Annotated in this window: 14 protein-coding genes; 6 read left to right on the top strand and 8 right to left on the bottom strand. The window is 59.7% G+C overall.

Annotated features, from left to right (window positions below; genetic code table 11):
• Positions 1 to 78 precede the first annotated feature (78 nt).
• Positions 79 to 456, bottom strand: coding sequence for a DUF2267 domain-containing protein (locus AB4072_RS02135; RefSeq protein ID WP_441965252.1), 378 nt, complete (start codon positions 454 to 456; stop codon positions 79 to 81).
• 180 nt (positions 457 to 636) lie between these two features.
• Between AB4072_RS02135 and AB4072_RS02130 the strand changes: the two genes are divergently transcribed.
• The 3 genes from AB4072_RS02130 to AB4072_RS02120 all read left to right on the top strand — a co-directional run bounded on the left by AB4072_RS02130 (position 637) and on the right by AB4072_RS02120 (position 4804).
• Positions 637 to 2175, top strand: coding sequence for a helicase HerA-like domain-containing protein (locus AB4072_RS02130; protein WP_441965715.1), 1539 nt, complete (start codon positions 637 to 639; stop codon positions 2173 to 2175).
• Positions 2176 to 2364: 189 nt separating this feature from the next.
• A complete protein-coding gene (locus tag AB4072_RS02125) occupies positions 2365 to 3747 on the top strand; it encodes a M20/M25/M40 family metallo-hydrolase (protein WP_441965251.1) in 1383 nt (460 codons plus the stop codon).
• Positions 3748 to 3946: 199 nt separating this feature from the next.
• Complete coding sequence (locus AB4072_RS02120; protein ID WP_441965250.1) at positions 3947 to 4804, top strand: branched-chain amino acid aminotransferase; 858 nt, start codon at positions 3947 to 3949, stop codon at positions 4802 to 4804.
• Between the two features lie 88 nt (positions 4805 to 4892).
• Here AB4072_RS02120 and murJ read toward each other — a convergent pair whose 3' ends face one another.
• The gene (gene murJ, locus AB4072_RS02115) at positions 4893 to 6416 is read right to left on the bottom strand and encodes a murein biosynthesis integral membrane protein MurJ (protein WP_441965249.1); all 1524 of its coding nucleotides are present in this window, start codon (positions 6414 to 6416) and stop codon (positions 4893 to 4895) included.
• Between the two features lie 3 nt (positions 6417 to 6419).
• Positions 6420 to 7379: a glycosyltransferase family 2 protein gene (locus AB4072_RS02110; protein WP_441965714.1), complete on the bottom strand. Its 960-nt coding sequence runs from the start codon at positions 7377 to 7379 to the stop codon at positions 6420 to 6422.
• 199 nt (positions 7380 to 7578) lie between these two features.
• On the opposite strand from AB4072_RS02110, the gene AB4072_RS02105 reads away from it, so the two are divergent.
• Positions 7579 to 8424, top strand: a complete 846-nt coding sequence (locus AB4072_RS02105) for a ChbG/HpnK family deacetylase (RefSeq protein ID WP_441965248.1) — start codon at positions 7579 to 7581, stop codon at positions 8422 to 8424.
• A 55-nt stretch (positions 8425 to 8479) separates the two neighbouring features.
• Here AB4072_RS02105 and AB4072_RS02100 read toward each other — a convergent pair whose 3' ends face one another.
• Positions 8480 to 8872, bottom strand: coding sequence for a lysozyme inhibitor LprI family protein (locus tag AB4072_RS02100; protein WP_441965247.1), 393 nt, complete (start codon positions 8870 to 8872; stop codon positions 8480 to 8482).
• Between the two features lie 251 nt (positions 8873 to 9123).
• Positions 9124 to 9723 (bottom strand): superoxide dismutase, encoded by a 600-nt coding sequence (locus AB4072_RS02095; RefSeq protein WP_441965246.1) that lies wholly within the window; start codon positions 9721 to 9723, stop codon positions 9124 to 9126.
• Positions 9724 to 9898: 175 nt separating this feature from the next.
• Between AB4072_RS02095 and AB4072_RS02090 the strand changes: the two genes are divergently transcribed.
• A complete protein-coding gene (locus tag AB4072_RS02090) occupies positions 9899 to 10780 on the top strand; it encodes a hypothetical protein (protein ID WP_441965245.1) in 882 nt (293 codons plus the stop codon).
• On the opposite strand, the gene AB4072_RS02085 is transcribed toward AB4072_RS02090, so the two are convergent.
• The 3 genes from AB4072_RS02085 to AB4072_RS02075 all read right to left on the bottom strand — a co-directional run bounded on the left by AB4072_RS02085 (position 10773) and on the right by AB4072_RS02075 (position 16000).
• Complete coding sequence (locus AB4072_RS02085) at positions 10773 to 11327, bottom strand: isochorismatase family protein (protein WP_441965244.1); 555 nt, start codon at positions 11325 to 11327, stop codon at positions 10773 to 10775. The genes AB4072_RS02090 and AB4072_RS02085 overlap by 8 nt on opposite strands.
• Before the next feature lies 1 nt (position 11328).
• Entirely contained in the window at positions 11329 to 13509 is a 2181-nt protein-coding gene (locus tag AB4072_RS02080; protein WP_441965243.1) for a PAS domain-containing protein, read from the bottom strand.
• 379 nt (positions 13510 to 13888) lie between these two features.
• Positions 13889 to 16000: a S9 family peptidase gene (locus tag AB4072_RS02075; protein ID WP_441965242.1), complete on the bottom strand. Its 2112-nt coding sequence runs from the start codon at positions 15998 to 16000 to the stop codon at positions 13889 to 13891.
• A gap of 437 nt (positions 16001 to 16437) precedes the next feature.
• Here AB4072_RS02075 and AB4072_RS02070 point away from each other — a divergent pair, with 437 nt between their 5' ends.
• Entirely contained in the window at positions 16438 to 16866 is a 429-nt protein-coding gene (locus AB4072_RS02070; protein WP_441965241.1) for a MucR family transcriptional regulator, read from the top strand.
• Positions 16867 to 16995: the final 129 nt, after the last annotated feature.

Genomic DNA, 16995 nt, shown 5'->3' with positions numbered 1-16995 from the left:
TCCCGGCATTGTGCATGCCGATACCGGCTCCGCCCAGGGGATTGAAGCCAGCCTTTGGAATTAGACTTCTATCAGGTTCTAGACGAACTGGGACAGGCCCGGAACCGATCCGATGATCGGGCCGATCACATCCTCGCCGGCCTTTTCACGGGCAAAGGCGAACAATTCGTGGCCAAGCGGCTGCATCTGCCCCATGGAGACGCCCGCGCCCATCAACTGGCCGCCGAGAGCCATGACGCCGCCACCGAGCGAGCCCATCATGCCCATGAGGCCACCGCCGCCGCCACCGGCCTGAGCCATCGCCTCCTGCGCGCCGGGCAAGGCCGTGAGCAACTGGCCGACTTCGGCACTGGGGCCTTCCTTCTGAAGAAAAGCCAGGATCATGCCGATGGCTTTGGTGGCCGTGGTTGCGTCGAGACCGGTCTTCTGCGTCACGCGGGCGATGAGCTCTTCCATGCGATTCTCCTGCTTGGTTATCGGGCGGATAGTTCGGCCTCAAGCGTGATGAAATCAAGTGCGGGCTGGGGGAGTAGAAACCGGCCTCTCGAACACCTATGACTATCTGGAGCGTTTTCAGCCAAACAGGCCCGTTTGGCGTTAGAAAATGCAAGTCCAGGACACTTGTGAGAGGTGGCGATGCTCGAAGACGGCAAGATTTTCATCGGTAAGGGAACGAAGCCCGAATATCTCGATCTTAAGCTCGCCAACCGGCACGGCCTGATCACCGGGGCCACGGGCACAGGCAAGACCGTGACCTTGCAGGTTCTGGCGGAAGGCTTCTCCAACGCCGGGGTTCCCGTCTTCGCCGCCGATATCAAAGGCGATCTTTCCGGCATTGCGGCCACCGGCAACAGCAAGGATGCTTTCGTCAAGCGCGCCAAGGAACTCGACCTCGAATACCGGCCCGACCAGTTCCCCACCGTGTTCTGGGATCTCTTTGGTGAGGAGGGACACCGGGTCCGCGCGACGGTTTCGGAAATCGGGCCGCTGCTTCTGGCACGTCTGCTCGATCTCAACGATGTTCAGGAGGGCGTGCTCAACATCGCCTTCCGCATCGCCGACGAGCAGGGCTTGCTGCTGCTCGACCTGAAGGATTTGCGCGCCCTCCTGCAATTCATCGCGGAGAACGCGCAGGACCTCACCACGACCTACGGCAATGTGTCGAAGGCAACTGTCGGCACGATCCAACGGCAATTGCTCGTGCTGGAAAACCAGCGTGGACAGGAATTCTTGGGCGAGCCCGCGCTCAGCATCAAGGATTTAATGCGCACCGATCGCGATGGGCGCGGCGTGGTGAACATTCTCGCCGCCGACAAGCTCATGAACAATCCGCGCCTCTACGCCACGTTCCTGCTGTGGCTGATGTCGGAATTGTTTGAGGAACTGCCGGAAGTGGGCGATCTCGATCAGCCCAAGCTCGTGTTCTTCTTCGACGAGGCCCATCTCCTGTTCTCCGATGCGCCGAAGGCGTTGCTCGAGACGGTGGAGCGCGTGGTGCGGCTCATCCGCTCGAAAGGCGTCGGCGTCTATTTCATCACGCAGAACCCGGCCGACGTGCCGGAGACGGTGCTGGCGCAACTCGGCAACCGTATTCAACATGCGCTGCGGGCCTATACGCCGCGCGAGCAGAAGGCGGTGCGCGTCGCGGCGCAGACCTTCCGCCAGAACCCGGCTTTCGACACGGAAAAGGCAATCACCGAACTCGGCGTCGGCGAGGCGCTCGTCTCGACGCTGGAAGGGAAGGGCTCGCCCTCCATGGTGGAGCGCACCTTGATTGCGCCTCCCATGTCGCAGGTTGGCCCCATCGACAATGCATTGCGCCAACAGATCATCGCCGCGAGCCCGATGCGCGGAAAATACGATCAGTCCATCGATTCCGAGTCGGCCTATGAAATGCTGGCGAAGCGCGCGGAAAAGACTGCCGCCGATGCGCAGGCCGCGCAAGGCGGTGGCGGCATTCTCGACATGCTCGGCAATCTGTTCGGCACTAACGGCCAGCGTAAGGGGACGATGACGACGACGCAGCGGGTTACGCGCGAGGTCACCCGCACGGTCATCAACCAGACGGTTGGCGGCTTCGCGGCGGAAATCGGCAAATCCATCGGCGGCCGCCAGGGCGGCTCGATCGGCCGCGCCATCGTGCGCGGAACGTTGGGCGGGATTTTGCGGCGTTAGCCCACTGATCGTCATCCCGGGGCCGCGTCAGCGGAACCCGGGATCGTCTTCCATAAAGGGTGCTTTTCTCGTCATGCGATCCCGGATCGCCTTTGGCGTCCGGGATGACGAACGGATCACCTCTTGCGGCGTAACCGCGTTCGATGCACGGTGCGCCCGCCAAACAGATTCTCTCAAGAAGTCGAACCCATGTCTCAGCTCAATCAAGTCCTCAGCCGCATCGACGCCGATCTCGACGCTTCCCTCGCGCGCCTCTTCCACTGGCTGAAGATCCCGTCGATCTCCACCGATCCCGCCTACAAGGACCATTGCCGCAATGCGGGACAATGGCTCGTGGATGATCTGAAGAGCATCGGCATCGACGCCTCATTGCGCGAAACAGGCGGACATCCCGCCGTCGTCGCTCATGCGAAGGGCACGGCGAAGCCGCATGTGCTGTTCTATGGGCATTACGACGTGCAGCCGGTCGACCCGCTGAATCTGTGGGATACGCCGCCCTTCGAGCCGAAGATAGCGACGTTGCCGGATGGCCGAAAGGTCATCAGCGCGCGCGGCTCCTCCGACGACAAGGGGCAGGTGATGACCTTCGTCGAAGCCTGCCGGGCGTGGAAGGCGGTGACGGGGTCACTGCCGATCAACATCACTTTCCTCGTCGAAGGTGCGGAGGAGGACGGCTCCAAGTTCCTGCCGGAATTTATCGAGGCCAACAAGGATGAGCTGAAGGCCGATGTGGCGCTCGTTTGCGATACCGGGATGTGGGATCAAAATACGCCCGCGATCACCTCTTCGCTGCGCGGCATGGTCTATGAGGAAGTGATCGTGCGTTGCGCGGATCGCGATCTGCACTCCGGCACCTTCGGCGGCGCGGCGCGCAACCCGATTCACGTACTCTCCAAGATCATCGCGGCGATCCACGACGATAACGGGCGCATCACCATCAAGGATTTCTACGAAGGCGTGCCGGAAACGCCGACGCAGCTTCTCGATCAGTGGAAGAAACTCAATCTCACTGAAGAAGAGTTTCTTGGTCAGATCGGCTTGAAGCATTCCGCCGGCGAGAAGGGCCGCATGCTTATCGAGCAGGTCCAGTCACGCCCCACATGCGACGTGAACGGCATCATCGGCGGCTATACGGGCGAGGGCACCAAGACCGTGATCGCGGCGGAAGCACGCTGCAAGATCTCGTTCCGCCTCGTCGGCGATCAGGACCCGGAAAAGATCTCGGCGAATTTCCATGCCTTCGTGCAGGAGCGCATTCCCGCCGATTGTTCTGTGGAGTTCATCAAGCACAAGGGCACGCGCGCTCTCTCGCTTCCGAACGATTTTTCGGCGCTGATCGCGGCGAAGGCAGCGCTCCATGACGAGTGGCAGAAAGATCCCATCGTCATAGGCATGGGAGGTTCCATCCCGGTCGGCGGAGATTTCAAGCGCACGCTCGGCCTCGATACGCTGTTCGTGGGCTTCGGTCTCGACGACGACCGTATCCACTCGCCGAACGAAAAGTACGATCTCAAAAGCTTCCAAAAAGGCACCCGCAGCTGGGCGCGCATTCTCGCGGCCTTGGCGGAGTAAGCGAGAGGCGAGTCGCTTCCTATCACCTCTCCCCAGTGGGAGAGGTGATTTACTGCGTGTGTCCCCTATCTCACTCATCACAATTCGTGACGTGACCGATCACCAATCGTTTCCCCCCGCGTGAATGATTCCCATTGACGCCGCGTTGAACTGGGCGTTCGATTAGGACAACAGCACTGACTGATGGGTGGAGACGGCGATGGCTTGGTATTCGAAAACCTGGAACTGGTTCGACGGCGCTTGGCACGAGGGCAATCCGCCAATCATAGGCCCGCGCTCCCATGCTTCCTGGCTCGGCTCCACCGTTTTCGATGGGGCGCGCGTGTTCGAGGGCGTCATGCCCGATATGGACAAGCATTGCGCGCGTGTGAATCGTTCGGCGCAATCCATCGGCCTGAAGCCGACTATGGAACTTCAGGGCATTTTCGATCTTGTGCGCGAAGGCGCGAAGAAGTTCTCGCCCGATACCGCGCTTTATGTGAAGCCCATGTACTGGGGCGAGGCGGAAGGGCTTTCAACCATCGTGCCCGATCCGGAATCGACGAAGTTTTGCCTGTCGCTGTTCGAGGCCCCCATGCCCGTGCCGGGTGGGCTCTCCGTGATGAAGTCGAGCTTCCGCCGCCCGACGCTCGAATCCATGCCGACGGATTCAAAGGCTGGATGTCTTTATCCGAACAACGCGCGCGTCCTCCGAGAGGCGAAGGCGAAGGGCTTCGACAACGCGCTCGTGTGCGATGCGCTCGGCAACGTGGCGGAGACGGGAACCTCAAACGTGTTCATGGCGAAGGACGGCGTTGTTCACACGCCCGCCGCGAACGGAACGTTCTTGAACGGCATCACTCGCCAGCGTGTCATCCAGCTGATGCGCAACGATGGCGTGACGGTTCTCGAAAGTACGCTGCGCTATGAGGATTTCCAGCAGGCGGATGAGATCTTCATCTCCGGCAATTATTCGAAGGTGATGCCCGTGTTGAAGATCGACGACCGCGATCTGCAGCCGGGGCCGTTCTATCGCAAGGCGCGCGAGCTTTATTGGGCCTTCGCGCACAGCGCATGATCAGGACAAGTGGGAACCGGTTGTCCGCCTGGATCATGAGCAGTCAAAGTTTCAAGGCGTAAATCACATCGCGCTGTCGCGCTCTCAATCAGCGGCGCGACAGGCGGATGCCCGCGACTTTCAATCCGGCAACGAGCGATGCGCCATAGATGAGCGCGCCACCAAGGCCTACGATGGCGAGAAGGCTTTCTTCGCGCCAGGGGAACACGTTCGTCCAATGGGCGATGGGTGTTGGGCTGAACCACGCGAAAAGCGCGAGCAGGATGCTTGCCGTCGCAATCGCACCGCAGGCGCGGAAAAGGCTTCCACTCGGGTCCGCCCAGCCGCGCCGATGGGCGAGGAAAAAAAGAAGTCCGAGATTGACCCAGGTGCCGACTGCGGTGCCGATGGCAAGGCCCACCACGCCGAGTCTGTCCATCAGCATAATCTTCACGATGATGTTGATCACGACCGCCGTGAGCGAAGCGATGAGCGGCGTCATCGTATCCGCGCGCGAATAGAAGCTCGCCAAGGCCGAGCGGATCAGAACGGCGGCGGGAAGACCGAGCGCATAGGCGGCGAGCACCGCGCCGGCGCTTTTCGTCGCTGCCACATTGAACTGGCCGTGCTGGAACAGCGCCGCCATGATGAGATCCGGCAGGGCGATGAAGGCGATCAGGAAGGGCGCGGCGAGCGCGAGGGTGAGACTGATCGCCCTGTTCTGCGCTGCATGCGCGCCCGCAACGTCGCCTGCGGCAATGCGGCGGCTCATTTCGGGCAGCAGGACCGTTCCGGCAGCGATGCCGATGACGCCGAGCGGCAGTTGGTAGAGGCGGTCTGCATAATAGAGCGAGGATACCGAACCGGTGGGCAGGAACGAGGCAATGATCGTATCCGCGAAGAGTGCGAGCTGAACCCCGGCCGAGCCGATCACCGCTGGACCGAGGGTTCTGAAGAACTGCTTCATCGCCGGATCGAAACGCGGCATTTCGAGGCGCGGCGCGATGCCGAGGCGTTCCGCGTCGAGCCAGACGAGGAGGAGCTGCAATACACCCGATACGGTGACGCCCCAGGCTGCCGCATAGCCCGCATCCGGAAACAGAAACGCCACGGCGAGCGCAGCGACCATGGAGACATTCAAAAGAACGGGTGCGGCAGCGGCGGAGGCAAAGCGCTCATGCGCGTTCAGGATGCCGGAGAGGATCGTGACCAGGGTGATGAACAGAAGATAGGGAAACGTGATGCGCGTCAGCGCGACCGCGAGTTCGTACTTCGCGGGATCTTTCGAGAAGCCCGGCGCGAGAAGATCGACGACGAAAGGCATTCCGAGAAGAGTTGCCGCAAGAATCGCGAGCTGCATGATCAGCATCAACGTCGTCACGCGGCTCGCGAAGGATTTGGCGGCGGACTCCTTTTTCGTTTCGAGCACGCCCGCATAGGTCGGCAGAAACGCATTGTTGAACGCGCCTTCGCCGAAGATGGTGCGGAAATGGTTCGGGATGCGGAACGCCACGAAGAAAGCATCGGCAATTGGGCCGATGCCCATCACCGCTGCGATGACGACATCACGAATGAAACCCGTCAGGCGCGATACAAGCGTCCAGCCGCCGACGGAAAGGATCTTGCGGAACATCGATCAGATCCGCTCACGGCGCATGTCGGAAGCAGCACCCACATGCTCCTGCACCACATAGAGGGGCCGCCGTTTCACCTCGGCGAAAATTCGTCCCACATATTCGCCGATAATGCCGAGCGACATGAGCTGAATGCCGGAGAAGAACATCACCGACACGATAAGGCTCGGGAAGCCCGGCAAATCGGTGCCGAACAGCAGGGTCCTGATCATGAAGTACAGAGCGGTCAGGATCGAGCAGATCGAGATCAGGGTGCCGAGATAGGTCCACACGCGCAGCGGCACGCTGGAGAAGGATGTGATGCCGTCGAACGCGAAGCGGAGAAGCTTTCTGAAGCTCCATTTGGTCTTACCGTGCATCCGGTCCGCCACCACGAAGGGCACGCCCGTGCTCTTGAAACCGATCCAGGCATAGAGCCCCTTCGAGAAGCGCGCGCGTTCGCCGAGCGTGCGCAGCACCTCCACGCCCTTACGGTCGATCAGGCGAAAATCGCCTGCGCCTTCGGGTAGGCTGATCTCGCCGAATTTGGAGAAGAGGCGATAGAAAAGGTGAGCGAAGCCGCGCTTGATGCGCGTTTCGTCCGAGCGGTCCGTGCGCTGGCCGTAGACCATCGTGTAGCCTTCGCGCCAGCGGGCGACGAAGGTTTCGATCATTTCCGGGGGGTGCTGGAGGTCTGCATCCATGATCACGACGGCCTCGCCGCGCGCATGGTCGAGCCCGGCGGCGATGGCGATCTCCTTGCCGAAATTGCGGCTGAACGACACCGCCCCGATGCGTGGCTCGTCGACGCTTTTGAGCTTGATCCGGCTCAAGGTATCGTCCCGGCTGCCGTCATCCACGAATACGACCTCCCACGCCTGGGTGATCGTGTTCAGGACAGGAATGAGCGCGTCGCAGAGGGGCGCGATGTTCGCGCTCTCGTTGTGGACGGGGATGATGACGCTGATCTCAGGGGACGCCACGCGGTAATCCTTGTGCTTTTCGCGCGCATTGAGAGCCGAGTTTGTCGTTGCACTCAAGAGGGGCGGACGCATTTTCTGGCGTACCGCAGGCCGCTTCTGGGGGAGAAAATGCGGGCGGGCGAAAACGCGGGGTCTTTTCTAGGAATTCTATTCGTGGAAAAGGCTTTAAAGTACGGCAGAGCCGATGTTGGAGCTTTCGATGAGTTTTCCCCGACCCGTGGTCCTTTGCGCCGACGATTTCGGCCTAACCGACGGGGTCAGCCGCGGCATTCTGGAATTGGCGGGCATGGGGCGGATTTCGGCCACGAGCGTCATGTCCAACATGCCGGCATGGACCCGCAACGCCGGAAATTTGAAGCCGTTTAGCGGGCGCATTGGCATCGGGTTGCACCTGAACCTGACGACCGGGGTGCCTCTCGGTGCCATGCCGACGCTTGCACCCAATGGCTCGTTTCCATCTCTGGAAACCTTGCTGCGTAAGGCTTTCTCCGGTCAAATTCCTTCCCATGAGATACGTGCCGATATCGACCGCCAGATCGACACCTTCGAGAAGGCTCTCGGCTCGCCGCCGAGCTTCGTGGACGGCCACCAGCATGTCCATGTGCTGCCCGGCGTGCGGCATGTGCTCCTCGACGCCCTCAAGGCGCGGGGATATGCGGGACGTCTGTGGATCCGTGATCCGTCCGACAGCCTGTCGCACATGACGCGCCGGGGCATCAGCGCCGGAAAGGCAGTTCTCGTGGGCGCTTTCGCCCTGGGTTTTGCGGGCGCGGCCCGAAAGGCGGGATTTGCGGTCAATGAGGGGTTTTCGGGCTTCAGCCCCTTGAGCCCGGAGATCGATCCGGCTCCCGTCTTCAAGGCGGCTCTCTCCCATCTCGGTCCTCGCCCGCTCGTCATGTGCCATCCGGGCTACGTGGATGCGGAACTGATCGGGCTCGATCCGGTGCTGGAAAGCCGCCAGGCGGAACTCCAATACCTCAGGTCCGAGGACTTCGGCGCGTTGCTGGAGGAAAGAGGAATCAGGCTTGTCCCCGGCCTGACCTGACAAAGAAAAAGTGCCTCCGAAAAAGCCCCTCAACGTCACTTACAACGGAATCGGGTTACCTACCTTTGCACGAGAGGTCTCCCTCTTGGCAGGTCAGGTGATAATCTAAGAGCTTGACGTGTTCCTGCGTGAGCTTCGTTAAGCACCCCGAGAACACCATGGGACGAGCGGACCCGAGGCCCATGGCCTCGAACAAGCACATGTTGTGCCGATAGGTCTCCCAAGCCCTCCGCGTTTCGCGCAGACTTGTCTGTTCTTCGGGCCCGAGCCGCCCCATGAGCGCTGCGTATCGGGCGTTCATCTCGCGGTCAGTCTCTTCGAACTCGCGCGCCGCGCACATGTTCATTTCGTACTGAGTTGTGCCTTGGCAGAAGTCCTTATCGTCAGCTCTCGCGATGGCAGAGACCAGGATCAGCGCCGACAGAGCGACGGGTAGGCATTGCAACATGCGGATCCCCTTCATGGTTGGGGCAGAATGGCCAATGGCCTGATACGCCTTTAAGAAAACGGGGCTCCGAAGAGCCCCGCTTCATCGTCATTCCGGGGCGCCGCAGGCGAGCTCGGAACCCAGACGCGCCGACACCTCCGGATGAGATGAAAACCCAACCCGCTGCGAACGTTCTGAAACGGCTGCGGTTATGGGTTCCGGGCTCCGCTGACGCGGCCCCGGAATGACATCAGGAGAGCGGTACCAATCTCTTAGCGGGTCGCTGCCTCGTATAGTTCCTCGACATATTCCCAGTTCACGAGGTTCTCGACGAACGCCTTGAGATAGTCGGGGCGGCGGTTGCGGTAGTCGATGTAGTAGGAGTGTTCCCAGACATCGACGCCGAGGATCGGGGTCGCGCCGTGAACCAGCGGGCTCTCGCCGTTGGGGGTCTTGGCGATGATGAGCTTGCCGTCCTTCACCGCGAGCCAGCTCCAGCCCGAACCGAACTGCGTTACGCCGGCCTGGATGAAATCTTCTTTAGCCTTCTCCACCGAGCCCAGATCCTCGATGATCTTCTTTTCGAGCTTGCCAGGGATCTTGCCGCCGCCATTGGGCTTCAGCCACTTCCAGAAGTGGAGGTGGTTGTAATGCTGGCCCGCGTTGTTGAAGAGGCCCGGATTCTTGCCGTAGGAGCCCTTCACGATCTCTTCGAGGGTTTTGCCCTCGAACTCGGTGCCTTTCAGCAGGTTGTTGCCGTTTGTCACATAGGCCGCATGGTGCTTGTCGTGGTGAAACTCCAGGGTTTCACGGGACATGTACGGCTGTAGGGCATCATAGGCATAAGGGAGATCGGGCAGGGTGAACGACATGGACGCCTCCTTGGGGCTTCGTGCGATCTGGCGCTTTAGTTAAAGCGCTACAGCCCTCAGGGCAACGGCCAAGCTTGAGACTTTTATGCCCCAAGCTTCCCTTGGGACGGCATTTGCCTTATAAAATTCGGCCCTGCGGTTTAGACCGCCTGTAGAGTTGCGTAACGGAGAAGACATGGTCATCGCGCTTTTCGCATTAGCCCTAGCGATGATTGTCGGTGGTCTGTTCACCTTTGTGCTGGGTTGGGACGACGTTCTGCTGGAGCGCGGATGGACGACGGCGATCGCGGGAAGCATCGCGGCGTCGAGTGGCGTTCTCCTGATTGGCCTCGCGATGATCGTCATGCGTCTGACGGAGATCAGGTCTGATCTGGCGCACTTTCTGTCGGGAACACGAGTTCCTTCGGCGGAGCCCAAGACACCCTCGCAGGCCGAGAAGGTTTCCCCGGTCGCCCCCGGTCTGGCCGCCGGGGCTGCGGCTGGTGCAGCGGCGGGCTATGCCGTGAGCCGTGAGGAAGGTGAAGCCGAGACGAGCTTGCCTCTCTTCGAAGCCGCAGAAGAAGACAAGCGCGAGGAACCGCGCATCTCGCTCGATGATTTTGACGATCTTCTCGCTCCGGAAGCCGAGCCGAAAGCCTCTGAACCTGGCGCCGAGTCCGAGATGCGCATCCCCGATTTCCTGGTCGAGCGGCGAGAAACCCTTGCTGTGTTTGCGGAGACACCGCAAATCCAAGAGGATCTGCCGGCTGAGGAGGTCGAGACCGAATTCGCTTCGCCGGAAGAGGCTGAGGGTGACTTTGTCTCAAAGTATGCGAGCGAACCGGCAATGGAGTTCCCAGCGGAGCCCGCTCCAGAGACTGTTCCCGAAGAAGAGGAGCCGGAGCCCGTGTCGTCCGCGACCGTTATCGGCACGTATAATTCCGGCGACAACACTTACGTGATGTTCTCCGATGGCTCCATCGAGGCGAAGACCCCACAGGGGAATTATCGCTTCGGCTCGCTCGACGAGCTGAAGGCTTTCATTGCCGCGGGCGGCGAGAGCAGCTCATCTATTTGATGAGAGCCGACAGGGCTTTGAAATCGTCGGTCCCGGCGCCTTCAAGCCATTCGAAAATCGCCATCTCCGTCGTGATCCAATGACATCCCGCTTGGAGCAGACGTGTGCGAGCGGCATCCACGCTGTGATGCGAGCGACTTGAGATCGCATCACCCACGATGACGACCTCCGCTCCCGTTTCCTTGAAGCCGAGCGCGGATTGCAAGACGCAGACATGCGCCTCGGCTCCGAAAACGACAATTTGATCGAGACCGCTTTTCCGTAAGTTGGCGACGCGCTTTGCGATGTTGGTATCCACGGCCGCGGAAAAACTCATCTTCGGCAGAACCACGGCATCGCTCGGCAGGGATTGAGCCACTGACTCGACCGTCGATCCCAAACCCTTCGGGTATTGTTCCGTCACGGTCACGGGTATGCCCAAGCGATCAGCTCCCTTGAGCAGAATGCCTGCGTTCCGTTCGATCCGGTCGCTCTCGGCGATGGCGGGCATAAGTCGCGCTTGAATATCGACCACGACAATCTGCGAACGCGCGACGTTGAGAAGCATTTCATTGATCCGGGTTGAAGAGAGGCGGCTCGCCGGGAACTGGCATCACCATTGTAAAGTGCAAACCGTCCTGTCCAAAGTCCATATGGACATCGGCTTGGAGCTGTGTGGTGAGGACGCGCTGCAGAAGGCGTGAACCGAAGCCCTGATGGCTGGGTCTCGCAACCTTCGGGCCGCCAAGTTCCGTCCAACTGAAGTGAAGAAACGGCTTGCCGCCGTTCTGCTCGATATGCCAGCGAGCATCGATCTGGCCGCCGAAGGTGGAGAGCGCCCCGTGCTTCGCTGCGTTCGTGGTGAGTTCGTGGATCGCCATTCCGATGGGCACTGCGGCCTCGGACGGCAATTCGACAGTGGGCCCCTCGATGACGATCCGATTTCGATTGTCATCGTCATAAGGGCCAAGTTCGGTCTGAATCAAGTCGCCGAGAGAGGCCTTCTGCCAGAGGTCGTCAGTCAACAGGTTGTGCGTCCGCGCAAGCGAGACAATCCGACCGACAAAACCTTGATAGAACTCTTCGATGCTCGATGCGGTACGCGCCGTCGATCCGACGATCGCCTGAACCGTCGCGAGTGTATTTTTGACCCGATGATGCAGTTCGCGAATGAGCAGATTTTGCCTCTCCTCCGCGATTTTGCGGTCGGTGATGTCCTGCACGACGCCGGTCATGCCGGTCGCGACACCATTCGAATTGTAGGTGGTTTGCCCCTGCGCGACGATCCAGATCTTGTCGGATTGCTTGTCATTGCGCATGACGCGATATTCGATGCTGTAGGGCTCTCCTGTCTCCAAGGCATGTGCTCTGGCTGCGATCGCGCGGGCCGCGTCAGCAGGAGTGAGCTTTGTCTGCAATTGTTTCCAAGTGAACTTGCTGGCGGGGTCAACACCGGAAAGCTCCGCCGCTTCAGGCGAAAGGTCCACCGCATCCGTGGCCCGATCCCAACTCCACACACCCATGCGCGCCGCCTGAAGGGCGATGCGAAGTTGTGTGTCGTTTTTGCGCAGGGCCTCTTCGGTTTGCTTGAGATCGTGAATATCGACGCTCGTGCCGGACCAACCTCTGAAGGCGCCCCGCGCATCGTGGATGGGCTCCGCGCGGATCATGTGCCAGCGATAGACGCCATCTCGATTGCGGTAGCGCGCTTCCGTCGCATAAGCCAATTGCCCGCGCAGAATCTCCTGAAAATCCTCCATGATCTTGGCGAGATCGTCGGGATGGACCGCACCCATCCAGCTGAGTCCGAGGGACTCGTTCTCCGCCAGACCGGAATACCGACTCCAGCGCGCGTTGGCATAGATGAGTTCGAGCTCCGGGGTCACGATCCAGACCAGGGCGGGGAGCGTTTCGGCGACGATGTGCAATCTCGCCTCACTCTCGCGCAGATCGCTTTCGGTTTGGGCCCTTTCAACCGCGCTCCAGACTCTCTTCGCCACGTCACCCGCCAAGGCGGCATCCTCTACAGAGAACGCATAAGGTCGACCGGCGGAGATGTAGAAGGCACCGCTGAGGTGGTCGCGTTTGTTAAGCGGTACGATGATGGTCGATCTCGCAAGACGGGCCGCGTAATGGACCTTGGCGTCCGGTTCGAGACGCGTGTCTCTGGCGGAATCGGTGACGAGTACTGTTTGGCCTCCCCGCAGCTCAGACAGAATGTCCGCTCCAACGCTATCGAGATTGTAGGACCGGCTGGCCGTTTCGGCCGTCGTGTTGACCCACTCGCGGTTCGCAACCTCGCCGGATCGGCTTGCCTCGCCACATCCCGCTCTGTCCGCTTTGAGGAAAGTGCCCAATTCTTGTATCGCAGAGTCGACAATCGCTAGGGGGTCGTCCAGCTTCCGAATTTGGTCCATGAGATCGAGAACAAACTTCAGGCGGTGCTGAGCGACGTCGCCGCGCCCAGCCTGATCCTCCTCGGATAGAGTCCGGAATGTGCCGATCAGGCGGATCGGTCTGCCGCCGGCGTAGATGGCGCAGCCCTTCATCGCGACGTATCCGATGGAACCATCCGCGCGGATGATGCGGCAGGCAATGTCATAGTCGCTGCTGGAGGCAATGGCCTCCTCGATGGAGTTCTTGACCCTCTGCGCATCCTCCGGATGATAGCTCTCCTGGAACTTTGTATAGGTGAGCGCAACATCGTCGCTGAGGCCGAGACTTTTCCGAAACGCGGCGGACCCGGTCATTTCACCGGATCCCAAATCGCACTCCCATACGCTGCTCTCAGCCGCCGAGCGAGCCGGGGAAAGCTCTTCTCGACTCTGAAGAAGTGCGGTTTCCTCGTGACTCGACTGACTCTTCAAATCGTCCGGTCGTTGTTTTTGAACATTCTCATTAGAGACTGCCCCGCCGTTCAGTGACGGTTCGCTCCGATGGGTCATGGACTCGAACTCTCAACACACTCATCTCGTGAGATAGGTCCGATCACTCTCCCTTCCAGTCCGTGGAGGCGGATGTCGCAGCTTGTAGCACCTCTGATGAGCTAGGATTTGCGGAAACAGAACGCTTTGATCCTCCGCGGTTTCTTTGGAAAATTCGGACCGGCCTTAGGCAAATGCCCCAATATCACGCCTTGAAACCGGTGACGCTTTTGATGGCGAAGGCATAGGTTAGGGCAACCTCTTCCAGCCTGTCGAAACGTCCGGCCGCGCCGCCATGGCCAGCCTCCATATTCAGCTTGAGCAGAATGGGGCCGCCGCCGGTCATGGTGGCTCGCAGCCGGGCAACCCATTTGGCGGGCTCCCAATAAGTCACCCGTGGATCCGTCAATCCACCCAAGGCAAGAATGCCGGGATAATTCTGCGGCTTGATGTTGTCATAGGGGGAATATGAAAGGATCGTCCGGAACGCCGCCTCGTCCTCGCCGGGGTTACCCCATTCGGGCCATTCCGGCGGGGTCAACGGCAGTTCGGCATCGAGCATCGTGTTCAGCACATCGACGAAGGGAACCTCCGCAACGATGCCGACGAAAAGCTCGGGTGCGAGATTGGCGACCGCGCCCATGAGCATGCCGCCAGCGCTGCCACCATGGGCGACGATCCGCCCTCGGCTTGTGTATCGAGCATCGGCGAGTGCGTGCCCGCAGGCGATGAAATCGGTAAAGGTGTTTTGTTTTTTCTCACGCTTGCCGTCGAGATACCAACGCCATCCCTTCTCCGTGCCGCCGCGGATATGCGCGATGGCGAAGACGAATCCTCTGTCCACGAGAGACAGGATGTTCGTGCGGAACCCGGCCGGGATCGACATGCCGTAGGAGCCGTAGCCGTAGAGGAGGCAGGGTGCCGTTCCGTCAATCGGTGTGTCGCGATGATGGAGCAGAGAGACCGGAACCGACTGCCCATCGGGCGCGGTGGCGAAGATGCGGCGGGTCACATAGTTCGATGCATCATGCCCGCTCGGAACCTGCTGGCGTTTCCTTAAAGTTCGCGTACCGGTCGCAAGATCGTAATCCGTTACCTCGCTCGGCGTCGTGAGAGAGGAATAACGATAACGGATGATCGTGGTATCGAACTCGTAGCCGGGGTCGATGCCGAGCGAATAGGTCTCCTCCTCGAAGGCGATGGTTTCTTCCCGACCAGTGGCGAATTCCCGAATGACGATGCGCGGCTTCGCGTCTTCGCGTTCGAGGCGCACCAGATGCTTGGCCAGGGCGACCGTGAACAGGATCATGACGCCAGGACGATAGGCGACGAGATCGCGCCAGTTGGATCGTCCAGGCGCCGCGACCGGTGTGGTCATGATCTTGAAATCTTCAGCACCGTCCGCATTCGTGACGATGACCAGCTGATCGCCGTGATGTTCCACGTCATAGCGCAGGCTCAAGGTGCGCGGTTCCACGAGGCGGAGCGTGCCGGTCGGGTCGGCGCGATCGATGATCCAGACCTCGGAAGTTTCGTGGTCGCTCGCTTCGATGAGCACGAAGGCATCCGATTGCGTCGCACTGATATTCACGAAGAACCCGGGGTCGTGCTCTTCGTAGATCGCTTTGTCTTCGCTGGCGGGCGTGCCGAGGCGGTGCAGCCGGACACGCACCGGACGATGGTTCTCATCAAGCTCCACGTAATAAAAGCCGGATGAATCACCGAGCCAGACGGCGTCACCAGCCGTTCCCGGCACTTCGTCGGCCAATTCCAAGCCGGTGGCGGTTTCACGGACGCGAAGGGTGAAGTATTCCGACCCTTTCAGATCGGCGCTCCAGGCGAGATAGCGATGATCGGGTGAGTGTTCCGCGCCGCCCAAGTCGAAGAAGGCTTGGCCTTCCCCTTCCTTGTCGCCATCGAGCAGCACGACTTCATCATCACCGCCGCGCGCCGTTCTGCAAATGAGCGGATGCTGACCGCCCTCGCGATAGCGCGTGAAATAGGCATATGCACCGTCGACCTCGGGGACTGATGAATCGTCTTCCTTGATCCGTCCGCGCATTTCGGAGACGAGCCGTTTTCGCAAGTCTTCCGTGCCCGTTAACGCAGCGTCGGTATAGGCGTTTTCCTGGTCCAGATAGGTCTTGATCTGCGGATCGAGGGCGCTCGGATCCTTCAAGACATCTTTCCAGTTCTCGGCCTTGATCCACGCGTAGTCATCTTGGATCTCAACCCCGTAAAGCGAGAAACTGAAGGGTTTGCGCAGGCAGACAGGTGCCGCGGGAAGGGGATTTACAGCAAGACACTCGATTTTCATGGAAAACATTCCAAAATGACAATTCCTTATCGAACAACCTGCGGAACACCTTGGGTTATCGAAAGTTTTCGATTTGCTAGGAATTTACGATTGATTCAAAGCGAATATGTAATATTCCATACGCCCTATGCAATCCTATAGGTAGTATTATGCCTTTTTTGCATGTTCGCCCGAACTTGAGATCTGAGGGGTGGATTCGCCTCATTTATTTAGTGGATCAAGTTGATATATAGTTTTTCAAAGTTTTCGACTTTCATATCTTGTCATCGGCAGAAATTTGACATACCTCAGCCAAGGATCACGTTTTCAGGTCTGCGATATGCATCTGACAAGCTGATCCGAAAGTGAATTAAGCGCAGCTTTCGGTAAAACTCTCCGATTGTCGGTTTCCAGCACATTTCGGATCGGCTCGAAGACCAGAAAGGAAGAAGACTATTATGAGCGACACTCTCGCCACATCGAACTACATTGAGCTGGCGGCAGATATCGTTTCTGCGTATGTGAGCAACAATTCTGTGCCGTCTGGCGATTTGCCGACTCTGATCAGCGATGTGCATTCCGCTTTGCTGCGTGTTGGCGGCGGAACTGTTGAAGCTCCCGTCGAAGCTCCGAAGCCTGCCGTTCCGCTGAAGAAGTCTGTGACGCCGGACTACATCGTCTGCTTGGAAGACGGTAAGAAGTTCAAGTCCCTGAAGCGCCATTTGCGCACGCAGTACAACATGACTCCGGAACAATACCGTGAGAAGTGGGGTCTGCCGGCCGACTATCCGATGGTTGCTCCCAACTATGCCAAGGCTCGTTCCGAGCTTGCGAAAGAAATGGGCCTCGGCCAGCAGCGCCGCAAGCGCCGCTCTTCCCGTAGCTGATTTTAGCGCATCTCACCGGTCAAGCCGCCCCTGGGGGCGGCTTTTTCGTTTGAGGACGTTGAACCCTTGACGGGCAACGATCTCCTCCGCGCGCATCCACAGCCCGTATTAATTTGCTTTCTTCGTCCT

The sequence above is a fragment of the Microvirga sp. 2MCAF38 genome (genome assembly GCF_052115485.1).
Taxonomy (GTDB): Bacteria; Pseudomonadota; Alphaproteobacteria; order Rhizobiales; family Beijerinckiaceae; genus Microvirga.
Note: the sequence above shows the minus strand (reverse complement) of the source record. Positions and strands in the feature narration are given on the sequence as shown.